This window comes from Flavobacterium fluvii, assembly GCF_900129545.1.
In the GTDB taxonomy this organism is placed as follows: Bacteria; Bacteroidota; Bacteroidia; order Flavobacteriales; family Flavobacteriaceae; genus Flavobacterium; species Flavobacterium fluvii.
In genome coordinates this window covers 160,372-182,234 of sequence record NZ_FQWB01000006.1, presented here as the reverse complement: position 1 = coordinate 182,234, position 21,863 = coordinate 160,372, and the positions used below count along the sequence as shown (strand labels likewise).

At 36.3% G+C, this 21,863-nt stretch carries 19 protein-coding genes; 3 read left to right on the top strand and 16 right to left on the bottom strand.

What is annotated here, in order from left to right; genetic code table 11:
• Positions 1-4 precede the first annotated feature (4 nt).
• The 11 genes from BUC16_RS13940 to pckA form a co-directional block, all read right to left on the bottom strand.
• On the bottom strand, positions 5-1,435 hold the full coding sequence (locus BUC16_RS13940) for a leucyl aminopeptidase family protein (RefSeq protein ID WP_073371399.1): 1,431 nt from the start codon (positions 1,433-1,435) through the stop codon (positions 5-7).
• A 15-nt stretch (positions 1,436-1,450) separates the two neighbouring features.
• Entirely contained in the window at positions 1,451-2,578 is a 1,128-nt protein-coding gene (locus BUC16_RS13935) for an alpha/beta hydrolase (RefSeq protein ID WP_073371398.1), read from the bottom strand.
• A 129-nt stretch (positions 2,579-2,707) separates the two neighbouring features.
• Entirely contained in the window at positions 2,708-3,304 is a 597-nt protein-coding gene (hisIE, locus tag BUC16_RS13930; protein WP_073371397.1) for a bifunctional phosphoribosyl-AMP cyclohydrolase/phosphoribosyl-ATP diphosphatase HisIE, read from the bottom strand.
• Between the two features lie 27 nt (positions 3,305-3,331).
• On the bottom strand, positions 3,332-4,087 hold the full coding sequence (hisF, locus tag BUC16_RS13925; RefSeq protein WP_073371396.1) for an imidazole glycerol phosphate synthase subunit HisF: 756 nt from the start codon (positions 4,085-4,087) through the stop codon (positions 3,332-3,334).
• Complete coding sequence (hisA, locus tag BUC16_RS13920; protein ID WP_073371470.1) at positions 4,077-4,808, bottom strand: 1-(5-phosphoribosyl)-5-[(5-phosphoribosylamino)methylideneamino]imidazole-4-carboxamide isomerase; 732 nt, start codon at positions 4,806-4,808, stop codon at positions 4,077-4,079. Before hisA ends, hisF begins: the two co-directional genes overlap by 11 nt.
• 75 nt (positions 4,809-4,883) lie before the next feature.
• Entirely contained in the window at positions 4,884-5,465 is a 582-nt protein-coding gene (gene hisH / locus BUC16_RS13915) for an imidazole glycerol phosphate synthase subunit HisH (RefSeq protein ID WP_073371395.1), read from the bottom strand.
• 70 nt (positions 5,466-5,535) lie between these two features.
• A complete protein-coding gene (gene hisB, locus BUC16_RS13910; RefSeq protein ID WP_073371394.1) occupies positions 5,536-6,672 on the bottom strand; it encodes a bifunctional histidinol-phosphatase/imidazoleglycerol-phosphate dehydratase HisB in 1,137 nt (378 codons plus the stop codon).
• 3 nt (positions 6,673-6,675) lie between these two features.
• Complete coding sequence (gene hisC, locus BUC16_RS13905) at positions 6,676-7,716, bottom strand: histidinol-phosphate transaminase (RefSeq protein ID WP_073371393.1); 1,041 nt, start codon at positions 7,714-7,716, stop codon at positions 6,676-6,678.
• Positions 7,717-7,809: 93 nt separating this feature from the next.
• Complete coding sequence (hisD, locus tag BUC16_RS13900) at positions 7,810-9,096, bottom strand: histidinol dehydrogenase (protein ID WP_073371392.1); 1,287 nt, start codon at positions 9,094-9,096, stop codon at positions 7,810-7,812.
• Positions 9,097-9,128: 32 nt separating this feature from the next.
• Complete coding sequence (gene hisG, locus BUC16_RS13895; RefSeq protein WP_073371391.1) at positions 9,129-9,986, bottom strand: ATP phosphoribosyltransferase; 858 nt, start codon at positions 9,984-9,986, stop codon at positions 9,129-9,131.
• Positions 9,987-10,322: 336 nt separating this feature from the next.
• Positions 10,323-11,981, bottom strand: a complete 1,659-nt coding sequence (gene pckA, locus BUC16_RS13890; protein ID WP_073371390.1) for a phosphoenolpyruvate carboxykinase (ATP) — start codon at positions 11,979-11,981, stop codon at positions 10,323-10,325.
• 368 nt (positions 11,982-12,349) lie between these two features.
• Here pckA and BUC16_RS13885 point away from each other — a divergent pair, with 368 nt between their 5' ends.
• Positions 12,350-13,759, top strand: coding sequence for a threonine/serine exporter family protein (locus BUC16_RS13885; protein ID WP_073371389.1), 1,410 nt, complete (start codon positions 12,350-12,352; stop codon positions 13,757-13,759).
• Between the two features lie 80 nt (positions 13,760-13,839).
• A complete protein-coding gene (locus BUC16_RS13880) occupies positions 13,840-15,540 on the top strand; it encodes a putative transporter (protein ID WP_084546248.1) in 1,701 nt (566 codons plus the stop codon).
• 79 nt (positions 15,541-15,619) lie between these two features.
• Here BUC16_RS13880 and BUC16_RS13875 read toward each other — a convergent pair whose 3' ends face one another.
• Positions 15,620-16,129, bottom strand: coding sequence for a DUF2231 domain-containing protein (locus tag BUC16_RS13875; RefSeq protein ID WP_073371468.1), 510 nt, complete (start codon positions 16,127-16,129; stop codon positions 15,620-15,622).
• A gap of 469 nt (positions 16,130-16,598) precedes the next feature.
• On the opposite strand from BUC16_RS13875, the gene BUC16_RS13870 reads away from it, so the two are divergent.
• Positions 16,599-17,333: a YoaK family protein gene (locus tag BUC16_RS13870; RefSeq protein ID WP_073371388.1), complete on the top strand. Its 735-nt coding sequence runs from the start codon at positions 16,599-16,601 to the stop codon at positions 17,331-17,333.
• 5 nt (positions 17,334-17,338) lie between these two features.
• On the opposite strand, the gene BUC16_RS13865 is transcribed toward BUC16_RS13870, so the two are convergent.
• The 4 genes from BUC16_RS13865 to BUC16_RS13850 all read right to left on the bottom strand — a co-directional run bounded on the left by BUC16_RS13865 (position 17,339) and on the right by BUC16_RS13850 (position 21,739).
• Positions 17,339-18,307, bottom strand: coding sequence for a YeiH family protein (locus BUC16_RS13865; protein WP_073371467.1), 969 nt, complete (start codon positions 18,305-18,307; stop codon positions 17,339-17,341).
• A 38-nt stretch (positions 18,308-18,345) separates the two neighbouring features.
• Positions 18,346-20,373 carry a hypothetical protein gene (locus BUC16_RS13860; RefSeq protein ID WP_073371387.1) on the bottom strand — a complete coding sequence of 676 codons (2,028 nt, stop codon included), beginning with the start codon at positions 20,371-20,373 and terminating at the stop codon, positions 18,346-18,348.
• A gap of 71 nt (positions 20,374-20,444) precedes the next feature.
• Positions 20,445-21,191 (bottom strand): 3-oxoacyl-[acyl-carrier-protein] reductase, encoded by a 747-nt coding sequence (gene fabG / locus BUC16_RS13855; protein ID WP_073371386.1) that lies wholly within the window; start codon positions 21,189-21,191, stop codon positions 20,445-20,447.
• Between the two features lie 119 nt (positions 21,192-21,310).
• On the bottom strand, positions 21,311-21,739 hold the full coding sequence (locus BUC16_RS13850) for a hypothetical protein (RefSeq protein ID WP_073371466.1): 429 nt from the start codon (positions 21,737-21,739) through the stop codon (positions 21,311-21,313).
• Positions 21,740-21,863 lie beyond the last annotated feature (124 nt).

Here is a 21,863-nt window from a genome sequence, read left to right as displayed (position 1 = left end):
TTATTTATAAATTTTCAATGAATTTAGTCAATAAATGAACTCCATAAGCGGTGGCATGTTTACTTTTTGCAAATTCATCATCGCCAAAGGCCACTCCGGCAATATCAAGATGTGCCCAAGCCTTGTGGTTTTCGGTAAAATATTCCAAAAACTTGGCTGCACTTATCGCTCCGGCAACCGGTTTTCCGCTGTAGTTTTTCACGTCGGCAATTTCGCTTTCGATATCGGGTTTGTAGCAATCCCAAAGCGGTAATTGCCATAAACGTTCTCCAATGGCGTCGCCAGATTCTTGCAATTTCTTCGAAACAGCCTCATTATTGGTAAACAAGGCAGCACATTCGTAACCAAAAGTTCCCATTGCACTTCCCGTCAAGGTGGCCACATCAACAATATATTCGGGTTTGAAATTTTTGATTAAATACGACAATCCATCAGCCAAAACCAATCGACCTTCGGCATCTGTGTCAATTATTTCTATGGAAGTTCCATTATACGAATGAATGACATCGCTAGGCATAAAAGATTTGGCGTCCACCGAATTTTCGGCGCAGGGCACAATGGCTGTGATTTTTACGGGTAATTTCAAGTCGGCAACCAACTGCATTGCTCCAAAAACGGCTGCACCACCCGCCATGTCACATTTCATCTGAAGCATTCCAGAAGTCTTGATATTCAATCCACCAGTGTCAAAAGTGATTCCTTTTCCGACCAATCCAACATGTTTTGTTTTGGCATCCGCATTTTCGGGAACATAATTCATGACAACAAATTGGGGTTCGTTTTCGCTTCCTTTTCCAACGGACAAAAACGCACCCAAACCGGCTATTTTAGCAGCTTCGAAACCCAAAACTTCCACCTCGAAACCGAATTTTTTTCCAGTTTCGTTGGCCCAATTGGACAAATATTTCGGCGTGACTTTATTGGGCGGTAAATCGACCAAACGGAGAATTTCCAGTTGGGCGTCCGCAATTTTCAGGCCTTTGGTTACGGACTCGGAATAATCCTTTTTAGACAATAAGGACAATTCAAAACCTTCGTTCAAAAACGGATGTTTCTCAATTTTCTTGAAATGTCCTAAATCATAAGTTCCTAAATATATCCCTGAAATAGCGGCTTCGACTTGTTCTCCAGTGAATTGTTCCGGTAAAACCAAAGCAACGTTGGTACCAAATAATTCCTTCTGTTTGGAGGAAATTCTTCTGAAAATGGTCTTCAATGATTTATAATCAATGGCTGCCCCCAGCCCTATAAATATATGGGTACAATCGTATTTTTCGACCAAATAATGGGTGTCTTTTTTTCCATAAAACAATTTTGAATGAACCGAAACTCCGTGAAATTCGATGGGAACCAGACTTTTTGAATAGGTTTCGAAAACAGGAATTAAAATGGTTCCAGAAAAATTATCGAGGTTTTTGATTGTATTTGTTTTCATTTTTTAATTTTATTTTCAATTAAAAAAAAGCCACTCAATTGCTTTTGGAAACTCGTCACTCCAATAGGTTTCGTTGTGTTTTCCCAGCATATTGATGCTCAAATTAATTTTCATTTTATCCTTCACGAATTCGCTTGAAATAATATCGTCTTTTAAACTTTTTACTTCTTCAATCATGGTGTCACTTTCGGCACCGCCGGCATACAAATAAATCTTGGTATCATCGGTATTCGTTAAATCGGAGTCTATTTTTAGGTTTGGAACCACCCATAACGAAGGGGAGAAAACCATCAATTTTCCGTACACTTCAGGATAGCGCAAACCACTGAAAAAACTAATCAATCCACCCATGGAACTACCTCCTATTCCGGTAAACTCCCGTTCTTTTTTTGTTCTGTAATTTTTGTCGACAAAAGGTTTCAAGGTTTCCGTAACGAAACAAATGTATTTCTCGCCCTGTCCATTTCCAAGTACGGTTTCGCCCACATTGTATTCCTTTACACGATCTTCTTCTGCGTGTTCTATGCCGATGATGATAATTTTTCCGATTTTATATTCGGACATTACCGCCAGTTTTTTATCGATTTCCCAATTGCCGTGTTCTGCCGCTTCATTGAACAAATTTTGGGCATCCTGCAAATACATCACGGGATATCTTTCGTCCGATTTATCATAATCGTGTGGAAGCAAAGCCCATACTTTTCTGGTTTTGTTGAGTTGGGGGATTTCAAATTCGTCTGAAATCAACTGCACTTGCGGTAAAAAAGATTGTTTGAACGGCAACCAGTTTCTTCTCCATCTTGCCACGTGTTCATTCTGGATTGCCGTATGCTTTTTGGTCGAACGATTCTCGGTACGGTTTCCGTGGGCGTCAATTTCGACCGCGCTCCAATCGCCTTTGGTAAACTTGTATAAAAGCTCTTCTGGATAATCAAAATCGAGTGCAAATTCATATTGGTACAAATTATTATCGATTTTTTCCATCAAAAATCGGTTGTCTTGTGTATGCCAATTATTGAAATTTCCTGAAATGTAAACGGGTCTGGCATCGTCTTCATCCGTATTTAAAATAATTTGAAGTCCTTTTTTAGTGTTGTTTTTTTCTGGGGTAAAATAGGTATTTACTGAATTAATCTCTTGCATTATGTGTCAAAATTTGTAATAAAAAAGTAAATATAGTGGATTGATATTGGATAAAAAAGAAAAAAGAAAAACCCAATAATAAATGCTTTATTATTGGGTTTTATTGGCTAAAATTTAGTAAAAATAATTTTACTTCTGCCTTGATTTTAAAACATTCACGACATCATTCAATTGGAACCCTTTGGCTTGCAAAAGAATCAAGTAATGAAAAAGTAAATCAGCGCTTTCATCCAAGAACAAATGGTCATTGTTGTCTTTGGCTTCAATAACCACTTCTACAGCTTCCTCACCTACTTTTTGGGCAATCTTGTTGATTCCTTTTTCAAATAAAGAAGCTACATAGCTTTTCTCGGAATCGGCATTTTCTCTGCGTGTTTTGATGGTTTTTTCCAAATTTGAAATAAACCCATACTCTTGATTATTAGGTTCCTGCCAGCAAGTATCTGCACCTGTATGGCAAGTTGGCCCAACAGGTTTTGCCTGAATTAAAAGGGTGTCACCATCACAATCATTTTTAATATCAACCAATTCCAAGAAGTTACCGCTCTCCTCGCCTTTTGTCCAAAGACGTTGTTTGGAACGGCTGAAAAAAGTCACTTTTTTTGTTTCAATTGTCTTTTGAAGCGATTCTTCGTTCATATATCCCAACATCAGAACATTTTTGGTTTCTGAATCCTGAATAATAGCTGGAATTAAACCGTGTGCGCTTTTGATATCTATGTTCATTTTATTTTAGATTTTAGAGTACAGACTTTATATTCTGACTTCTATATTGTTATTTTTAAGTTCTTTTTTCAATGTCTTGATTTCAATTTCCTTGAAATGAAACACGCTTGCCGCCAAGGCTGCATCTGCTTTTCCGTCCACAAAGGTATCCACAAAATGTTGAATATTTCCAGCTCCACCCGAAGCAATTATCGGAATATTTACTAATTCGGACAATTTAGCCAAAGCTTCATTGGCAAAACCATTTTTGGTTCCGTCGTGATCCATCGAAGTAAAAAGGATTTCTCCTGCTCCACGTTGTTCTACTTCTTGTGCCCAATCAAATAATCTGATTTCAGTTGGAACTTTTCCTCCTACCAAATGCACAATCCATTCACCATCAATTTGCTTGGCATCGATAGCTACCACTATACATTGGCTACCAAATTTTTGTGCCAAATCATTAATCAACTGCGGATTTTTTACTGCCGATGAATTGATAGAAACTTTATCTGCGCCGTTTTGCAATAATACTTCCACATCTGAAACTGCTGAAATTCCACCACCAACGGTAAATGGAATATTAATCGTCGAAGCTACTTTTCGAACCAAATCAACCAGGGTTCTTCTTCTTTCTTCTGTTGCTGAAATATCAAGAAAAACCAATTCGTCAGCACCTTCATCCGAATAGATTTTAGCCAATTCCACAGGATCGCCTGCATCTCGCAAGTCCACAAAATTAACGCCTTTAACGGTTCTTCCGTTTTTGATGTCGAGGCAAGGGATTATTCTTTTAGTTAGCATTTTCTAAAATATAATTTTCTAGTTGTTTTAAACTAATTCTACCTTCATAAATCGCTTTTCCGATAATGGTCCCTTCACAGCCCAATTCGGCTAATTTTGGTAATTCATCAAAAGTAGAAATTCCTCCGGAAGCAATTAATTTAAGGCCTTCAGCTTGTTTCAAAATCTTGGCATATAAATCAAAACTTGGTCCTTCCAGCATTCCGTCTTTAGCAATATCTGTACAAATTACATACTGAATTCCTTTGTTTTGATAATCCTGAATAAATGGCACTAAATCTTCATCCGAATCTTCCAGCCACCCTGAAACGGCCACTTTTTCGTTATTGGCATCAGCTCCCAAAATAATTTTATCTGAACCGTATTCTGCAATCCATTTTTCGAAAATAGCCCTGTTTTTGACAGCGATACTTCCACCCGTGATTTGGTTTGCACCCGATTCAAAAGCGATTTTTAAATCAGAATCTGCTTTTAAACCACCACCAAAATCAATTTTCAGTTTGGTTTGTGAAGCGATTTGTTCCAATATTTTGTAGTTAACAATTTTGCTCGATTTTGCTCCGTCCAAATCCACCAAATGCAAATATTCGATTCCGTGGGCTTCGAATGATTTGGCCACTTCCAACGGATTTTCATTGTATATGATTTTGGTATTGTAATCGCCTTTCGACAAGCGAACACATTTTCCTTCGATGATGTCTATTGCAGGTATTATTCTCATTTTTTTTGTCATTGCGAGGAACGAAGCAATCTCATTCCGCTGATTTTTAATATTACATTACTACTATTGAAAATATTATAACTTCAAAAAGTTTCCAAGAATTTGCTCTCCAATATCTCCACTTTTTTCGGGGTGAAATTGAGTTCCATAGAAATTATAATTTTCCAATGCCGATGAATATTCCAGTTCGTAATTGGTTGTGGCAATCGTTTCGGCACAAATAGGAGCGTAAAAACTATGTACCAAATACATGTATTCGTTTTCGGCAATTCCTTTAAACAAATCTGATTTTAGATTGTAAATATTGTTCCAGCCCATTTGTGGCACTTTCACTTTCGAAGTGAATTTTACGACATCCACGTCAAAAATCCCCAATCCTTTGGTGTCTCCTTCTTCGGAATGGTTGCACATCAATTGCATTCCCAAACAAATTCCAAAAACAGGTTGTTTCAATGTTGGAATCAAAACATCCAAACCGCTTTCCTGAAGCATTTTCATGGCATAACTCGCCTCTCCCACTCCCGGAAAAATTACTTTGTCGGCAGCTTTTATTTCGTCCGGATTGTTGCTCAAAACGGCTTTGTATCCCAATCTTTCGATGGCAAACATAATGCTTTGAATGTTTCCTGCTCCGTAATTTATGATTACTATTTTCATTAAATATTAGATTTTTGATTTACGATATGCGATATTTTCAATTCGTATATCAAACTTCGTAAATCGTATATTACAACATCCCTTTTGTTGATGGCAAAATCATTTTCTCCGTATCACGTTTTACTGCAACTTTTATCGCTTTGGCGAATGCCTTGAAAATAGCTTCTATTTTGTGATGTTCGTTTGTTCCTTCCGCTTTGATGTTGATATTGGCTTTTGCCCCATCCGAAAAGGATTTGAAGAAATGATAAAACATTTCTGTTGGCATTTTGCCCACCATTTCGCGTTTGAATTCAGTTTCCCAGACCAACCAATTTCTACCTCCAAAATCAATCGCAACTTGGGATAAACAATCGTCCATTGGCAAACAAAAACCATATCGTTCGATTCCCAATTTGTTTCCCAATGCTTTCGCAAAAACTTCTCCCAATGCAATTGCCGTGTCTTCAATAGTGTGGTGTTCATCGACTTCCAAATCTCCTTTTACCATAATTTCCAGATCCATTTGTCCGTGACGCGCAATTTGGTCTAACATATGGTCGAAAAAAGCAATTCCGGTTTCGATTTTGCTTTTTCCTGTTCCGTCCAGATTTAGATTGATGTAAATATCCGTTTCATTCGTTTTTCTGATAATGGAAGCCGAACGCTCTTCCAATTTCAAAAACTCGTAAATCGTTTTCCATTCCGTGGTTTGCAAAGCAATAACGGCATCCAATTCGTGTCTTTTGGACGAAATTTCATCACTTCCCAGCTCTTCGTCCTTGCTGATAAAAATGGCTTTTGAACCAAGATTTTTAGCCAATTCAACATCAGTTATTCTGTCTCCTATTACGAATGAATTTTCTAAATCGTATGCCGGATTATTGATATATTTCGTCAACATGGCAGTTCCTGGCTTGCGGGTTGGCACATTTTCGTGTGGAAACGTTTTGTCAATAAAGACTTCGCTAAAAACTACGCCTTCATTTTCGAAAGCCTTCATTACCAAATTATGCACTGGCCAAAAGTAGTCTTCTGGATGGGAATCCGTTCCCAAACCGTCCTGATTGGTCACCATAACCAATTCAAAATCCAATTCGGCAGCAATTTTTCCCAAATATTGAAAGGCTTTTGGATAGAATTCCAATTTTTCGAAACTGTCCAATTGATAGTCATTTGGTTCCAACACCATTGTTCCGTCGCGGTCTATAAAAAGTATTTTTTTCATTTTTTAAGCTTTTAATGCTTCAATTAATTTCTTATTTTCTTCTTTAGTTCCAATAGTCAAACGTAAAGTATTTTCACATAAAGGCTGAGTCGTCCTGTTTCGAATCACGATTCCTTTGGCAATCAATTCGTCGTATCTTTTGTTGGCGTCATCCACTTTTATCAAGATGAAATTAGCTTCTGTTGGATATATTTTTTCGACAAATTTGACATCAACCAACACTTTAAGTAATTCCTCTCTTTGTGCAATAATGGAAGCTATTTCTGATTTTATTTTTTCAGTATCACTCAATCTTTCCAAAGCTCTCAACTGCGTCAATTCATTCACGTTGTAAGGCGGTTTTATTTTGTTCAAAACCGAAATTACAGCAGCTGAACCATAGCAAATTCCCAAACGAATTCCTGCCAAACCGTATGCTTTTGAAAGTGTTTGCGTAATAACCAAATTAGGATATTCGTCTATTTTAGCCAACCAGCTTTCCTTATCCGAAAAGTCGATATAGGCTTCGTCAATCACGACCAAACCTTTAAAATTCTGAAGTAATTGAGTTACACTTTCATCCGAAAAAGAATTCCCTGTTGGATTATTTGGCGAACACAAAAAGATGATTTTAGTATTGGCATCAACAGTATTTAAAATTTTCTCAACTTGTGGCTGAAAATCTGTCGAAAGCAACACTTCCCTATTTTCAACGGCATTGATATTGGCCAAAACGCCATACATTCCGTAAGTTGGCGGCAATGAAATAATGTTGTCAATTTTTGGTTCGCAAAAAGCCCTGAAAATCAAATCCAATACTTCGTCACTTCCGTTTCCTAATAAAATTTGGTTTGGATTTACGTTTTTTTGTTTTGCCAAAACCACTTTCACGTTGCTTTGTTGTGGATCCGGATAGCGATTCACGCCATTTTGGAACGGATTCTCGTTGGCATCCAAGAAAATCATGTCCGCCGTGTCAAAATCCTCGAATTCGTCACGTGCCGAAGAATAAGGCTTCATCGACTTAACGTTTTCACGGACTAAATTATTTATATCGAAATTCATAGTTTCTTTTTTTAAGAGAAAATAGAAAAAGAGAATAGAATATAGACTTTAGACCAGTCCATTAATTCTCTTAAACTCTATATTCTTTGTTCTTTACTCTCTAATCTTGTTCAATCTCAAAGTAACTGCATTTTTGTGTGCCTGCAATCCTTCGGCTTCTGCCATAATTTCTATCGCTTTTCCAATATTTTGAATTCCTTTTTCAGATATTTTCTGAAAAGTCATCGATTTTGTAAAACTATCCAAATTCACGCCGCTGTAATTCTTGGCATATCCGTTGGTTGGCAAAGTATGATTGGTTCCTGAAGCGTAATCACCGGCACTTTCCGGCGTATAATTTCCAATGAAAATCGAACCTGCATTTCCTATATTTTGAACATAAAAATTTTCGTCTTTGGTGCAAATAATAAAATGTTCCGGCCCATATTCGTCGATTAATTCCAAAGCAGTTTTGTCATTTTCGACAAAAATCAATTTCGAATTGGCAATGGCTTTTTCGGCAATGGCTTTTCTTGGCAAAACTTCCAGTTGTTTTTGAACTTCTTCTTCCACTTCATCAATCAATACTTTGGAAGTAGAAACCAAGATTACCTGACTGTCGGTTCCGTGTTCTGCTTGCGACAACAAATCGGAAGCTATGAAAGCCGGAATAGCAGTGTCATCGGCCACAATCAATAATTCAGAAGGGCCAGCCGGCATATCGATTGCCACGCCAAATTGGGTTGCCAATTGTTTCGCTACCGTCACAAACTGATTTCCGGGTCCAAAAATCTTGTACACTTTTGGAATTGATTTGGTTCCAAAAGTCATTCCTGCAATGGCTTGAATTCCGCCCACTTTTAATATTTTGGTAACACCACATAAATTGGCGGCATATAAAATGGCTGGATTGATGTTTCCGCTTTTGTCCGGTGGCGAACACAGAACAATTTCGTTACAACCTGCGATATTTGCGGGAACGGCAAGCATCAAAACCGTTGAAAACAAAGGCGCTGTTCCTCCTGGAATGTACAAACCTACTTTTTGAATAGGTCTTTTTTCCTGCCAACATTGTACACCTTCAGCAGTTTCTACTTCTATTTTAGCCGTTTTTTGAGCCAAATGAAATTTTTCTATGTTCGATTTTGCCAATTGAATGGCGATTTTCAATTCTTCTGGAATAGTTGCAATGGCTTGCTCTATTTCTGATGTCGTAACTTCTATGTTTTCAAATAGAACACCGTCAAACAGTGATGTATATTTGGCAACAGCCTCATCCCCTTTTTTTTGAATTTCCTTGAAAATCTCTTTTACGGTAACTTCAATATCGTCGATGGTCTGAGTTGGTCTTTTTAAGATGGAAGACCAAGTTTCCGGTTTTGGATTGAATATTTTGTTCATTTTTTATATCATTAAGATAAATTCCAATATTTTTAAAGCACCATTTTTTCGATTGGGCAAACCAGAATTCCTTCGGCTCCAGCTTCCTTCAATTGGTCGATAACGTCCCAAAAAGTGTCTTTGTCGATTACGGAATGAACACTGCTCCAACCTTCTTCTGCCAAGGGCATAACGGTAAGACTTTTCAAAACCGGCAATATTTTGCCAATTTCTTCAATTTTTTCGTTTGGAACGTTCATCAAGATGTATTTTGATTTTCTGGCTCTCAAAACGGATTCGATTCTGAATTGAAGTGTATCGATAATGGATTGCACTTCCGGAGTAACTTTTGGAGAAACCGCCAAAACGGCTTCACTCTTGAAAATTACTTCCACTTCTTTCAAATTATTTTTGAATAAAGTACTTCCGCTGGAAACGATGTCCACGATTCCGTCGGCAAGCCCAATGTTTGGAGCGATTTCAACAGAACCCGAGATTTGGTGAATGTCAACGGTCATTCCAAATGTTGCAAAATAATCGATAACGGTATTGGGATAAGAAGTCGCAATTCGCATTCCTTCCAAATCTTTGATAGAATTGTATTCGAATGTTTTTGGAACGGCCACGGAAACTTTACATTTAGAAAAGCCTAATTTCTGGATTACTTTGATGTTTTTTCCTTTTTCTACCAAAAGATTATCACCAACAATAGCAATATCAACCACTCCATCAATTAAATATTGTGGAATATCTGAATTTCTTAAGTACAAAACTTCCAAAGGAAAATTGGTTGCTTCGGCTTTCAATTGGTCATTTCCATTGTTGATGGAAATTCCACAATCTTTTAGAATTTGGATACTTTCTTCGTTTAAGCGTCCTGATTTTTGAATTGCAATTTTTAAAGTACTCATTTTTTGTTTGTTTTAGTTTTATACTGTTTTGCCTGAGTATAAACGGATGTAAAATAAAAAACCCGCTTGATGACTCAAACGGGTTTTTAAATATGATGATTTACACGCATACCATTAACACATCGCTTGAGAGCAATAATGAAAATGATGATGATGCAATTGAGTTGATAACATAAATTTTAATTCGATAATCCTTTTATTCGAGCGCAAATATACAAGATTATTTAATTACATCACAATTTTTTATTTAACTTAATCAGAAGAAATTGTTTAAAAAACATCAGCCTGCATGTCGTTTACCTTCGAAAAACGTCATACAAACAGATGTTTTACAATTTAATTTTGAGAAGCAATATCATACTTCAACGGTATCTGCCCCAATGAAGGCCCTGCTTTAACTAAACGTTTTCCTTCCTCGGTATTGGTATATTGCTCAAAATATTTGATGTAACGAGAAGCTAAATCTATGGCCTTGACAGTCCATTTTTCTTCGGTGGCATAGGTGTCTCTTGGATCAAGAATTCCTTCGCTTACATTTGGCAACACTGTTGGAATTGTCAAATTCAAGTAAGGGATTTTTCTTTGTTCTACCGTATCAATTTCTCCGCTGATGATGGCATCGATTATGGCCCTGGTGTTTTTCAAGGAAATTCTTTTTCCGGTTCCGTTCCAACCAGTGTTCACAAGATAAGCTTTGGCACCATGTTCTTTCATTTTTCCAATTAATGTTTTAGAATACATTGTTGGATGCAAAGTCAAGAAAGCTTCGCCAAAAGCTGGAGAGAAAGAAGGTTCTGGAGCCGTAATTCCTCTTTCGGTTCCCGCTAATTTAGAGGTATATCCACAAAGGAAATGGTATTGCGCTTGATCCTCGTCCAAAATTGACACTGGAGGCAATACACCAAAAGCATCGGCAGAAAGATAGATTATTTTGCTGGCATGTCCTGCTTTGGAAGGCAAAACGATTTTATTGATGTTGTAAATCGGATAAGAAACCCTGGAGTTTTCAGTGATGGAATGGTCGTGATAATTGATTTCTCCATATTCGTCAACGATGACATTTTCCAACAAAGCATCTCTTTTGATGGCTCTCCAAATGTCCGGTTCGTTTTGTTCGCTCAAATCAATAACTTTCGCATAGCAACCGCCTTCAAAATTGAAGACTCCGTTGTTGTCCCAACCGTGTTCGTCATCACCAATCAAATATCTTTTTGGATCGGCAGACAGCGTAGTTTTTCCTGTTCCAGAAAGACCAAAGAATACGGCCACGTCTCCATTTTCTCCCACGTTGGCCGAGCAATGCATGGAAGCCATTCCTTTTAACGGAAGATAATAGTTCATCATGGCAAACATTCCTTTTTTCATTTCTCCACCATACCAAGTTCCGCCGATGATTTGGATTTTTTCGGTAAGATTGAATACCACGAAGTTTTCTGAATTCAACCCTTGTTCTTTCCAATTTGGATTCGTTGCTTTGGAACCGTTCATTACGATGAAATCGGGCTCGCCAAAGTTTTGCAATTCATAAATAGATGGCCTGATAAACATATTGGTGACAAAATGTGCCTGCCATGCCACTTCCATCACGAAACGCACTTTAAGCCTGGTGTCTACATTGGTTCCGCAAAACGCATCAACAACATATAATTTTGGGGAAGTTGAAAGTTGTTTTAGTGTAAGAGCTTTTAAATCGTTCCAAATTTCTTTTGTTGTTGGATAGTTTGGAGTATTGATTCCGGATTCCTTGTCCCAGCAAATGGTGTTTTTAGTAATATCATCTTTTACAATATATCTGTCTTTTGGAGAACGTCCCGTGAAAACCCCGGTTTTTACCGCCACGGCTCCAGTATCTGTCAAAGCTCCTTTTTCATATCCTTTTCTTTTGTGGGATACCTCTGCTTCGTATAATTCTTCGTACGAAGGATTGTAAACCACTTCATGATAACCTGTAATTCCTAAATCGTGTAATTCTTGGATAATTTTGATATTTTTCATAATTTTTGGTATTGTTTTTTATTAATTATCTATTAAATTCTACTTCAAATTTAACAAAACAAAGATGAAAAAACCTGATATTTATCATATAAAAGTATAAATCTACGCAAACGATTTCTTTGTTTATCAAGGGTTTACGAAGGATTTTTAAAGTACTTTCAATGTATTATCCAGAGCTGTTTATGATAAATATCATATTATATCAATATTAAATTCCTAATTTTGAAGTGGCGAATAAATCTGACTTTTATTATGTTAATTGTACCACTTTTGTTTTCGTAAATGCATAAATAAACAACCTCTCATAAAGGCATGATAAAGTTAAGCAATATATCACCAACTTAAACGTCAAAAAATAGCTGTATATTATGACGATAAATCCGGATCCGGATTCGGATTTGAAAATTAAACCTAAACAGATTGAAATGATTGAAGAAAAAGAACCTCAAAGAGTACTGGAATTACTTACTGAAATTGGTAAAATGATGATGACAAGCGGTGCCCACACCGCACGAATTATCAGAAACCTGGAAAGGATTGCCAAAGGTTTGGGGTATAATTGTGAATTGGTTTTGACTTATACCGGAATCGTAATATCCATTTACAAAGAAAATAAACAAAAGGCGCATACGCTTGCCAGAACAGTTCGGGACAAAGGAATCAATTTTGAAACCATTTCGGAAATAAGCATTTTGTCTTGGGATGTTCTGGAGAATAAAATTTCCATTGACGAGATTAAGTCAAGATTGGTGCAAATAAGAACACGAAAAGTATACACTAATTTTCAACTCTATTTTTGGGCTCCTTTTGCCAGTGTGGCTCTTTGCATGTTGTTTGATGGTGACTGGATTCAGTCTTTGATTGTGTATGTTTCAACATTTATTGGGTTTTATGCCAGAAGAAACATGGTACTGAGACATCACAATCATCTCATGGCTTTTTTCGTTGCTTCCACTATTTCCATCTCCATTATTCATTTTTCGGGCCTGTTTTTCAATATCGAAATTGAACAAGCCTTGATTGTTTCGATACTGTACCTCATTCCAGGCGTGGTGATGATTAATTCGTTTATTGATTATTTGGAAGGTTATTTCGAATCGGGAACGGCTCGGTTTATCTATTTTTCAATGGCTGTTTTTATGCTTGCCTTTGGTTTTTTTGTTTCCAACATGATTTTCTCCATGCCTTTTGTCAATACTATCAATGCTTTTGATTTCTCCAATTTACAAGCCCAAGTTGTTGCGGCATACCAACCTACCGGTATTGCATTGCATACTTCCAAATTAATTTTTGGAGGGATTTGCTCTTTGGGATTTGCGCTGATATTCAATACTTCAAAAAGGGCAATGTGGACCGTTTTTATACTCGGAGCCGTTGGTTATTACATAAAATACCTTTTGTCCAATGATTGTGATGTCAATCTGATTTTATCCATTTTTGCAGCTTCATCTTTTGTGGGAATCTCGGGAATGTATTTCGCCCACAGAGCCCATACACCACCGATCATTTTCATGATTCCAGCCGTTATCAACATGATTCCCGGGCTGCTTAGTTACGAGTTCATGATGGGAATGATTCATTGGATTAGCAATGACAATGGACAAAAACCATCCGTTGAAGAAGTCATTCAAACTTTTTCTTATGGAATCAGTACTGTTTTCATTCTTTTTGCCTTGGCTTTTGGAGTCGCATTCCCAATAATTGTGTTCAAATCATACACCGTGAAAGGAAAAGATTTGAATGTCTTGATCAAAAAGTTGTTTACAAAAACCGCCTAAAATGTAATTTTCTATCTAAAATATAATTATCTAATTGAAGCTTGACTAAATGATTCCTTAACAATTAAATTTTAGCACTTATGTTTGAATGGTTTAAAATATTGTTTACTCCGACCGATGAGCCGGAAATGACACAGGCATTAATCGTATTGTTCTTGGCCATAAGCGTTGGTTTTTTTGTTGGAAGAATTAAAATAGGAAGTGTTTCATTGGGAGTGTCCGCCGTAATGTTTGTGGGGCTTTTTTTAGGGCATTTAGGGTACAGCATGGATGTGGAATTAATTCAATTCGTGCGGGAATTTGGTTTAATCCTGTTTGTTTATGGTATTGGTATTCAAGTTGGCCCTTCTTTCTTTTCGTCATTCAAAAAAGAGGGAATCATTTTTAATGCATTGGGAGTTGGAACCGTTTTTTTAGGAGGAATTATTACGTATTTAATCCATTTATTGGTCAATGTAAAAATTGAAAACGCCGTTGGATTGATGTCCGGTTCGGTTACCAATACTCCAGGATTGGGAGCTGCAAAATCAACTCTTGTAGAAATTCAAAAACAATTGAATCTTCCTGCCGACCACTTTTCGGATCCCGCCATTGCTTATGCCATTACCTACCCTGTTGGCGTTTTTGGGATAATCCTCATCATAATTTTAGCCAAAAACTTTTTGAAAATTGATTTGTCAAAAGAAGTTATTTTGCTGAATAAAAAAAACAAAGACTCTGAAAACAAAATTGTTCGTCAAAAATGCAGGGTTACCAAAGCCGCAGTTGTTGGAAAAACAATCAAACAGGTATTCAAGGAATTCCATATAGAGAACATAATTATTTCGAGACAAAAACATAGCGGAACACGAGTGGTTTATTCCCCTTCGATAGACTCCATCATACAAGAAAAAGACGTTTTGATGGTCGTTGCCAAACAAAAAGACATTAATCAATTTATAGATGTTGTTGGGAAAATTTCAACGGATTTGTTCATCGAATCTGAAGATGACGTTACCACAAAAATACTTAGTGTAACCAAAAAAACGGCTACCCACAAAACATTGGCACAATTGGATCTGTACAACCAATTCGACGTGAGAGTTACCCGTGTAATTCGTTCTGGACTGGAAATCTTGGCACAACCTACTTTGGAACTTTTTTATGGCGACACCCTGATGGTTGTTGGCGATAGACGTTCAATTCATGAAGCTGAAAAAATTATTGAAAATTCATCAAAAATACTGTTGGAGCCGGATTTTCTTTCTTTATTTGGCGGGTTGATTTTTGGTGTCATTATAGGTTCCATACCCATCATGATTCCTTCTTTGCCCGTTCCTTTAAAATTGGGATTGGCGGCCGGACCACTTTTGGCAGCGCTATTTATCAGTAGATATGGAGGCGTTGGGGTAATTCATTCATACATCAATAACGGCGCGATTCACTTCATGAAGGATTTCGGTATTTGTTTGTTTTTTGCCGCCGTGGGCATAAAGGCCGGTCACGGTTTCTATGACAATTTCATCGAAAACAACGGAATGATTTGGATTTATTATGGTTGTTACATCACTTTTATTCCATTGACCATCTTGGTGTTAATTAGCAGATTTATGTTTAAACTTAATTTTTATCAAATGGTGGGCATCATGAGTGGTTCCTATACTGATCCTGCAGCTTTGGCTTTTAGCACCAAATACTTGGATTCCGACATTCCTAACCAATCTTATGCCACGGTTTACCCTTTGGTAACCATCAGCAGGATTTTGGTGGCACAATTGCTCATCTTGCTTTTTGCTGGTTGATTTTATATTTATTTCATTTTCAGAAAAAGTGAGGCTGCCTATATAGACAGCCTCTTTTATGAAATGGTTTTCCTGAAAATTAATCTTTTTCTTTTTCGCCTTGTTCAATGGCAGCATTATTTTTTTCTGTGCCAATAGTTTGTGTGGCATTGTCCCTGATTTCCGTGTGACGAATTTCACCACCAGAAGTTCCGACATAAAGAGCAAATATTACCGAAACTATGGCGATAATCAATGTTATGGCGGCAACCAATTTTGATTTGACGTGATTTTTATAATCAAAATAAATTCCCAATAAAGAACAAAAACCCAATATATACATAACCACTGCAAAATTTTCAGACATCTCTTCGTGTTTATGAATAATTTCGTCACCAATGTTAGGCATGTCTTCCACTAGTTTTTCGGCACCTTCTCCAGTTGCCATACTGGCATAGGCAAATAATGCTCCAATGACAAATAAAACATAGGCAGTATTTTTAACCGAATCTTTTTTGATAATCATTCCAGCCATTAAGACTCCCAATCCCAAAATTGTACCCACGATTGGATAGTGATTCACCAACAAATGTAAATGTGCTTCGTTCATGATTTTATAGTATTTTAAGGTTAATAATTTATTCTTGCCCAGCCAATTAAACTCCAATAAATGCTCCAACAAAGCTACTATTTTTCTGCCTATTTTGTTCTTAATAATTTCTTAAATTGTATGTGGATTTTAAAATATAAACAATTGATGTAGAATATTTTATATTATAAAAATACATTAATTGAGAACAATAAAAAAGGGTCGAAAATTTTGTTTAAATCTTCTTTTCAAATTCTTAAGTCGTCATCCAAAAAGGCACAAATTGCGGTATCGAAATAATGCCTTTTTCATTGGAAAATTTGAGGACATTTGAGGACATTGCTTACGGCATAAATAGTCAATTAATCTATTGTTTTAAACAATTTAAGTCAAAACTAAAAACTATTAACCAAAATAATAAGTATTTTTACATTACTTAAAAACGTATTTCAGACCACATAAAAAGCCTGAATCCGTGAAATAAATAATCATGTTTCGTCACAAAGGAAAAAACAGGACTTTTGCACATAATTTGAGATTGGCAACCTTGCTGTCATTTGTTGCAGGATTAGTAAATATTACGGGGGTTTTGGCTTTGAAAACTTTGACAACAAACGTAACGGGTCATTTTGCCTTTTTTGCCGAAGAAATAATGAAACACGATTATGCCACCGCAATTACCTTTCTTGTTTTTACTCTTTTTTTTCTGTTGGGTTCCTTTCTTTCCAGTTTTTTGGAGGAATTGATTTCCACAAGAAATCCACAGCTTTCCCATTTATTTCCCATTACGTTAGAAATACTGATTTTGATAGGTGTCGGCGTTCTCGGGACAAGTTCGGGTTTAGTGTCTATTGAAGGTAAATTAACCGCTTTTTTTATGCTTTTTGCAATGGGAATACAAAATTCCTTGGTAACGAACATTTCAAATTCAACCGTTCGAACGACCCATTTGACGGGACTTTTTACTGATTTGGGGATTGAATTATCCAAATTGTTTTTTCATAAAAAACCAGAAGAAGTAAAAAGATTAAAGACCAGCATCTATTTGCGATTATCAATTATATTTTTCTTTTTTATGGGATGTTTTTCCGGCGGAATCATCTATCAATTCCTTGAAGTAAAAACACTTTTCATGGCCGCATTTTTTCTTTTGATTGCACAATGGTATGATTTTATGCGTCTAAAATTCCATCTAATTAAAAGAAAAAAATTTCAATACCGATAATTTTTCTAATTGAGATACACGATGCCAGCCAAGGATGCAGTTGCAATAAAAAACCAAAGCAGTATTCCTTGAAACAATGGTTTAAACCCAACGGATCGTAAAGTATTGAAGTTGAGTCCGGAACCAATTAGAAACAAAGTAAGTGTTAGTCCAACTTTGGCAACAGCCACAATACTTGGCGAATAAGCAGACACTTGCGGAATATAAGTATTGATGAGCATTGCCAAAATAAACAATCCAATAAAATAAGGGATTTTAATTTTGCCGGTTTTACTTTTAAATACAAAGGTTGTAATTAGTGCAATGGGAATAATCCACAAAGCTCTAGCCAATTTTACGGTTGTGGCAATTTGTAATGCTTCACTTCCATATTTATTTGCTGCACCAACTACTGAACTTGTGTCGTGAATGGCTATGGCGCACCACAATCCAAAATCCTGTTGTGTCAAATTTAACCAATGACCGATCATTGGGAACAAAAAAAGAGCTATTGAATTCAAGATAAAAATTACCCCTAATGCAACCGAGGTTTGCTTCTCGTCAGACTTGATTATGGGGGCAATTGCTGCAATGGCACTTCCACCACAAATGGCCGTTCCACAGGCAATCAGGTGTGATGTTTTCTTTTCGATTGACAACCATTTACCCAATAAATATCCGACACCAATTGTAGTTACTATGGATATAAAAGTAAATGTAAAACTGGTTGAACCAATTGCCAAAGCACTTGTGACACTCATCCCGAAACCTAATCCTACAACTGATATTTGGAGCAAATAACGAATGGCAATGTGATTAAATGGTAAAAAAGGATGACCAGAAAGATTCGCAACAACCAATCCCAACAACAAAGCCGTGGGTGGTGAAATTGAAAATAAAGCACTAACAACCAATAATAAAACAAAAAATATTTTTTGCAAGGCGCTGTTTTTTTCAAATAATGGAAAAGTGGTATTGTCCCGAGTTTTATCTATTTTATTCAACCAAAATTTATTTTATAAAAATTAATCATTTAAAGCATTCCGTTGTATTTTCTCAAAAACCACTCCGAAGCCAAAGTAATTGCCAGTAAAACCAACAGCCAAACCCAATCAATTAATGGAGTTTTGTCAATAATTTCTTTTTGGACGGCTTTGTAATTTTCGTTTTCCAAAAGTGATTTAATCAAGGTGTCTACTTGATTCGGGAGATAAACTTTGCCTTTTGTTTGAGTTGCCAATTGGTTCAATTTTTCCACATCGGGATTGACGAATTGTTTTTCGATGTCAAAATCCAGGATTTCAAAATGGCCGGAATAGCTTGTTTTAGAATTTAATTCTTTTACCGAAAAATTATATCCTCCTGCCGAAAGCCCGTCCAAATTGACTTTAAAGGAATTATTCCCTTTCAACAAATCGTAATTTTTGGTTTGCTTTGTTTTCGTATTGGTTACCGAAATAGTCAAACGTGCTTTTTCGTCGAATTCGTAGTTTTTATTGAAATAAGACGCCAAAATTTCTATTGCTTCCCCAGAATTATAAAAACTTTCGTGATTTACAACCAATGATTTCTTGGAATCATTCGAAGCCAAAAATTGAACAATTTTGTCCATGAAAACATCAAATTTTTCGAAAGACTGATTGTCGACATGACTTTGCAATCGCCATTTCCAGATATTTTCTCCCAATAAAAAAGCGGAACGTTTGCCTTGATTTTCGGCAAAAGCCAATAAAGGAGCATTGGTTTCTATATTCCTGATTTTGGACGTAAGCAAAGTCGAAATAGTTCCGTTTGTGGTTACCGATCCAAAAGCATTTTGCAAAGGAGCAAAATTTTCAAAGCCTATATCATCAATTGCAAAAAGGTTGAACTGCGAATTGAATTCGGCTAAATAATCTTCTTTTTGTCCACTCATTTTGAAAACCAAATTGCTTTGTTGCTGGTTCAAAAAATTGAAATCAGTGTTGTTTCCCGTGACAATAAATGTGTTAATTCCAGCTAATTTATTGTTCTCAAAAACAGACTTAAATTCATTTGTGGGCTGGTACAAAATTAAAATGTTGTAATCTTGTAATGAACTGATTGAATTTGGTTTAACTATGATTACTTTTCGTTGTGCATTAGTTTCAATGGCACGCTTCAAAGCGCCAAGATCTGGATGTTCAATTGTTGAAACAATGGCTATATTGGTTTTTTGATCTATGATTTCAACTGCAAAATTTTTGGTGTTGTTGTACCCGTTTTTTTCTTTTTCGTTGGATGAAATCGAGGCTTTAAAAACTTGTAATCCTACTTTGTCTGCAGGAAGCAACACGTTTAAAACTATCGATTTTTTGGATGGTGAAAAAGAAACACTTTGTTTGCTCAAAACCGAATTCCCCTGGGAAATCCGAAAATCGGCAGTTACATTTTTGTTTCCGGAATAGTTCAAAAATACTTCCACAGGAAATTTATTCTTGTGAAATGCATATTTATTGACATTCAACTGACTTACTTTCAAATCCAAAAATGTCGTTGTATCTCCAACAACCAAAGGATAAACGGCGTTGTTAGCATCAAAAGAATATACATAATCATTGCCCGAAGTTTGGTTTCCATCGGTAATCAAAACCGTTGGAAAAGTGGTGTTTTTATAGATGCTTTTCAGGCTTTTGGCAACTTCATCCAAATTGGTTTGAGTTCCCTTGAAATCAAACTCTTCCGATTGTTGAAATTCATTGTCAAATTGATAGGATTGGACATCAAATTTATCCTGCAACTCTTTGTTTTGGACAAGTTTTTTATACAATTCCAATGAAGTTTCTTTGGATTTCAAATCAAGAATGGAACTTGAATTATCCACCACGATTGGCAATGGGGTTTTGATGGTTTCCAGCGTTTTTCGACTCATTATTGGATTAATCAACAACAACAATATTCCAAAAATGGATAAAAAACGCAAAAAAGCCAAAACCAAGTTCACTTTCGACTTGGTTTTGGCTTTATAAAAATATTGAAAAAACGACAAACCACCTGCTATTAGTAAAGAAAGGAATAATAATAGAATCGTGTTTGTAGTCATATTTTTTTAGTTTCAGTAATTAGTATTCAATGTTTCAGCTGATTACTGAAAACTGGATACGGCCTACTTTTTTAAGTAAGCATTCCTCCGCAAACATTCAAGACTTGTCCAGTAACGTAAGTGCTCATGTCTGAAGCCAAGAAAAGACAGGCATTGGCAACATCTTCAGCAGTTCCTCCACGTTTCAAAGGAATACCATCTCTCCATCCTTTCACCACATCTTCGCTTAATTTCGCCGTCATTTCAGTTTCGATGAATCCAGGAGCAATGGCGTTGCAACGAATGTTGCGAGAACCTAATTCCAATGCCACTGATTTTGTAAATCCAATCGCACCAGCTTTAGACGCTGCATAGTTGGTTTGACCTGCATTTCCAGAAACTCCAACAACAGAACTAATATTAATGATGGAACCAGCGCGTTGTTTCAAGAAAGTTTTTTGAATGGCTTTTGTCATATTGAAAACCGATTTCAAATTCACGTCAATTACTTGGTCAAAATCAGCTTCCGACATACGCATCAACAAGTTGTCTTTGGTAATTCCAGCGTTATTGATCAAGATGTCAATCGTTCCAAATTCGGCCAAAACAGCATCAACCAAGGTTTGTGCTTCATTAAAATCGGCAGCATTTGATTGGTATCCTTTCGCTTTTACTCCCAAAGCATTCAATTCATTTTCCAATGCCAAAGCAGATTCTACAGACGAACTATAGGTAAACGCCACATTGGCACCGTTTTTAGCAAAAACTTCCGCGATTCCTCTTCCGATTCCGCGACTTGCGCCAGTGATGATGGCTACTTTTCCTTCGAGTAATTTCATATTAAGGTATAAGTTTATTATTATTATTTTGAGTTTCAAATATAGGTATAATGTAGTTGGTGCCAAAAAAAATGCCCTACGAATTATGTGGGCATTTTAATTATTTTATGGTTTGAAATTTAAAAAGCCACATTCCATCTTGGCAACTTGGCGTTTTCGTCCAAGAAATTTTGTAAAATTTGTCCTTCCAAGAAAGTTGGGATTACTTTATTTTTCTCGTTGAAAGTTTCGTACCAAGACACTTCCAATCTGGCGATATTTTCCAACTTCATTTGTGCTGGCCAAGAATATTTTCTTCCTGTTTTTGCAAATTGGTGTCCGTTTACGATTTTGTCGAACAAACCACCATTTTTGCTTTTCAAAGTTCCGTCATTTTGGATTGTTCCCGTAGAACCTACCATAATCAATTCTTTCTCTTCGCCTTCAACTGCGTAAACAAGGAAAATTCCGCTTCCAGTTTCTGATGCATTGCAAACTTCTTCTAAACTATCATCAACTGAAAAACTGAATTGGTTTTGAACTTTAATTTTTTTTAATTCTTTGTACATTTTATTTTTATTTATTTGCCACATGGCACCAAGGCACAACGTGATTTTTATTAACTTTAAAAATAGAAAAAAGTCTCAACACGATATTGAGACTTTTTTTGTTCTTATGATTTAAAGAATCTTT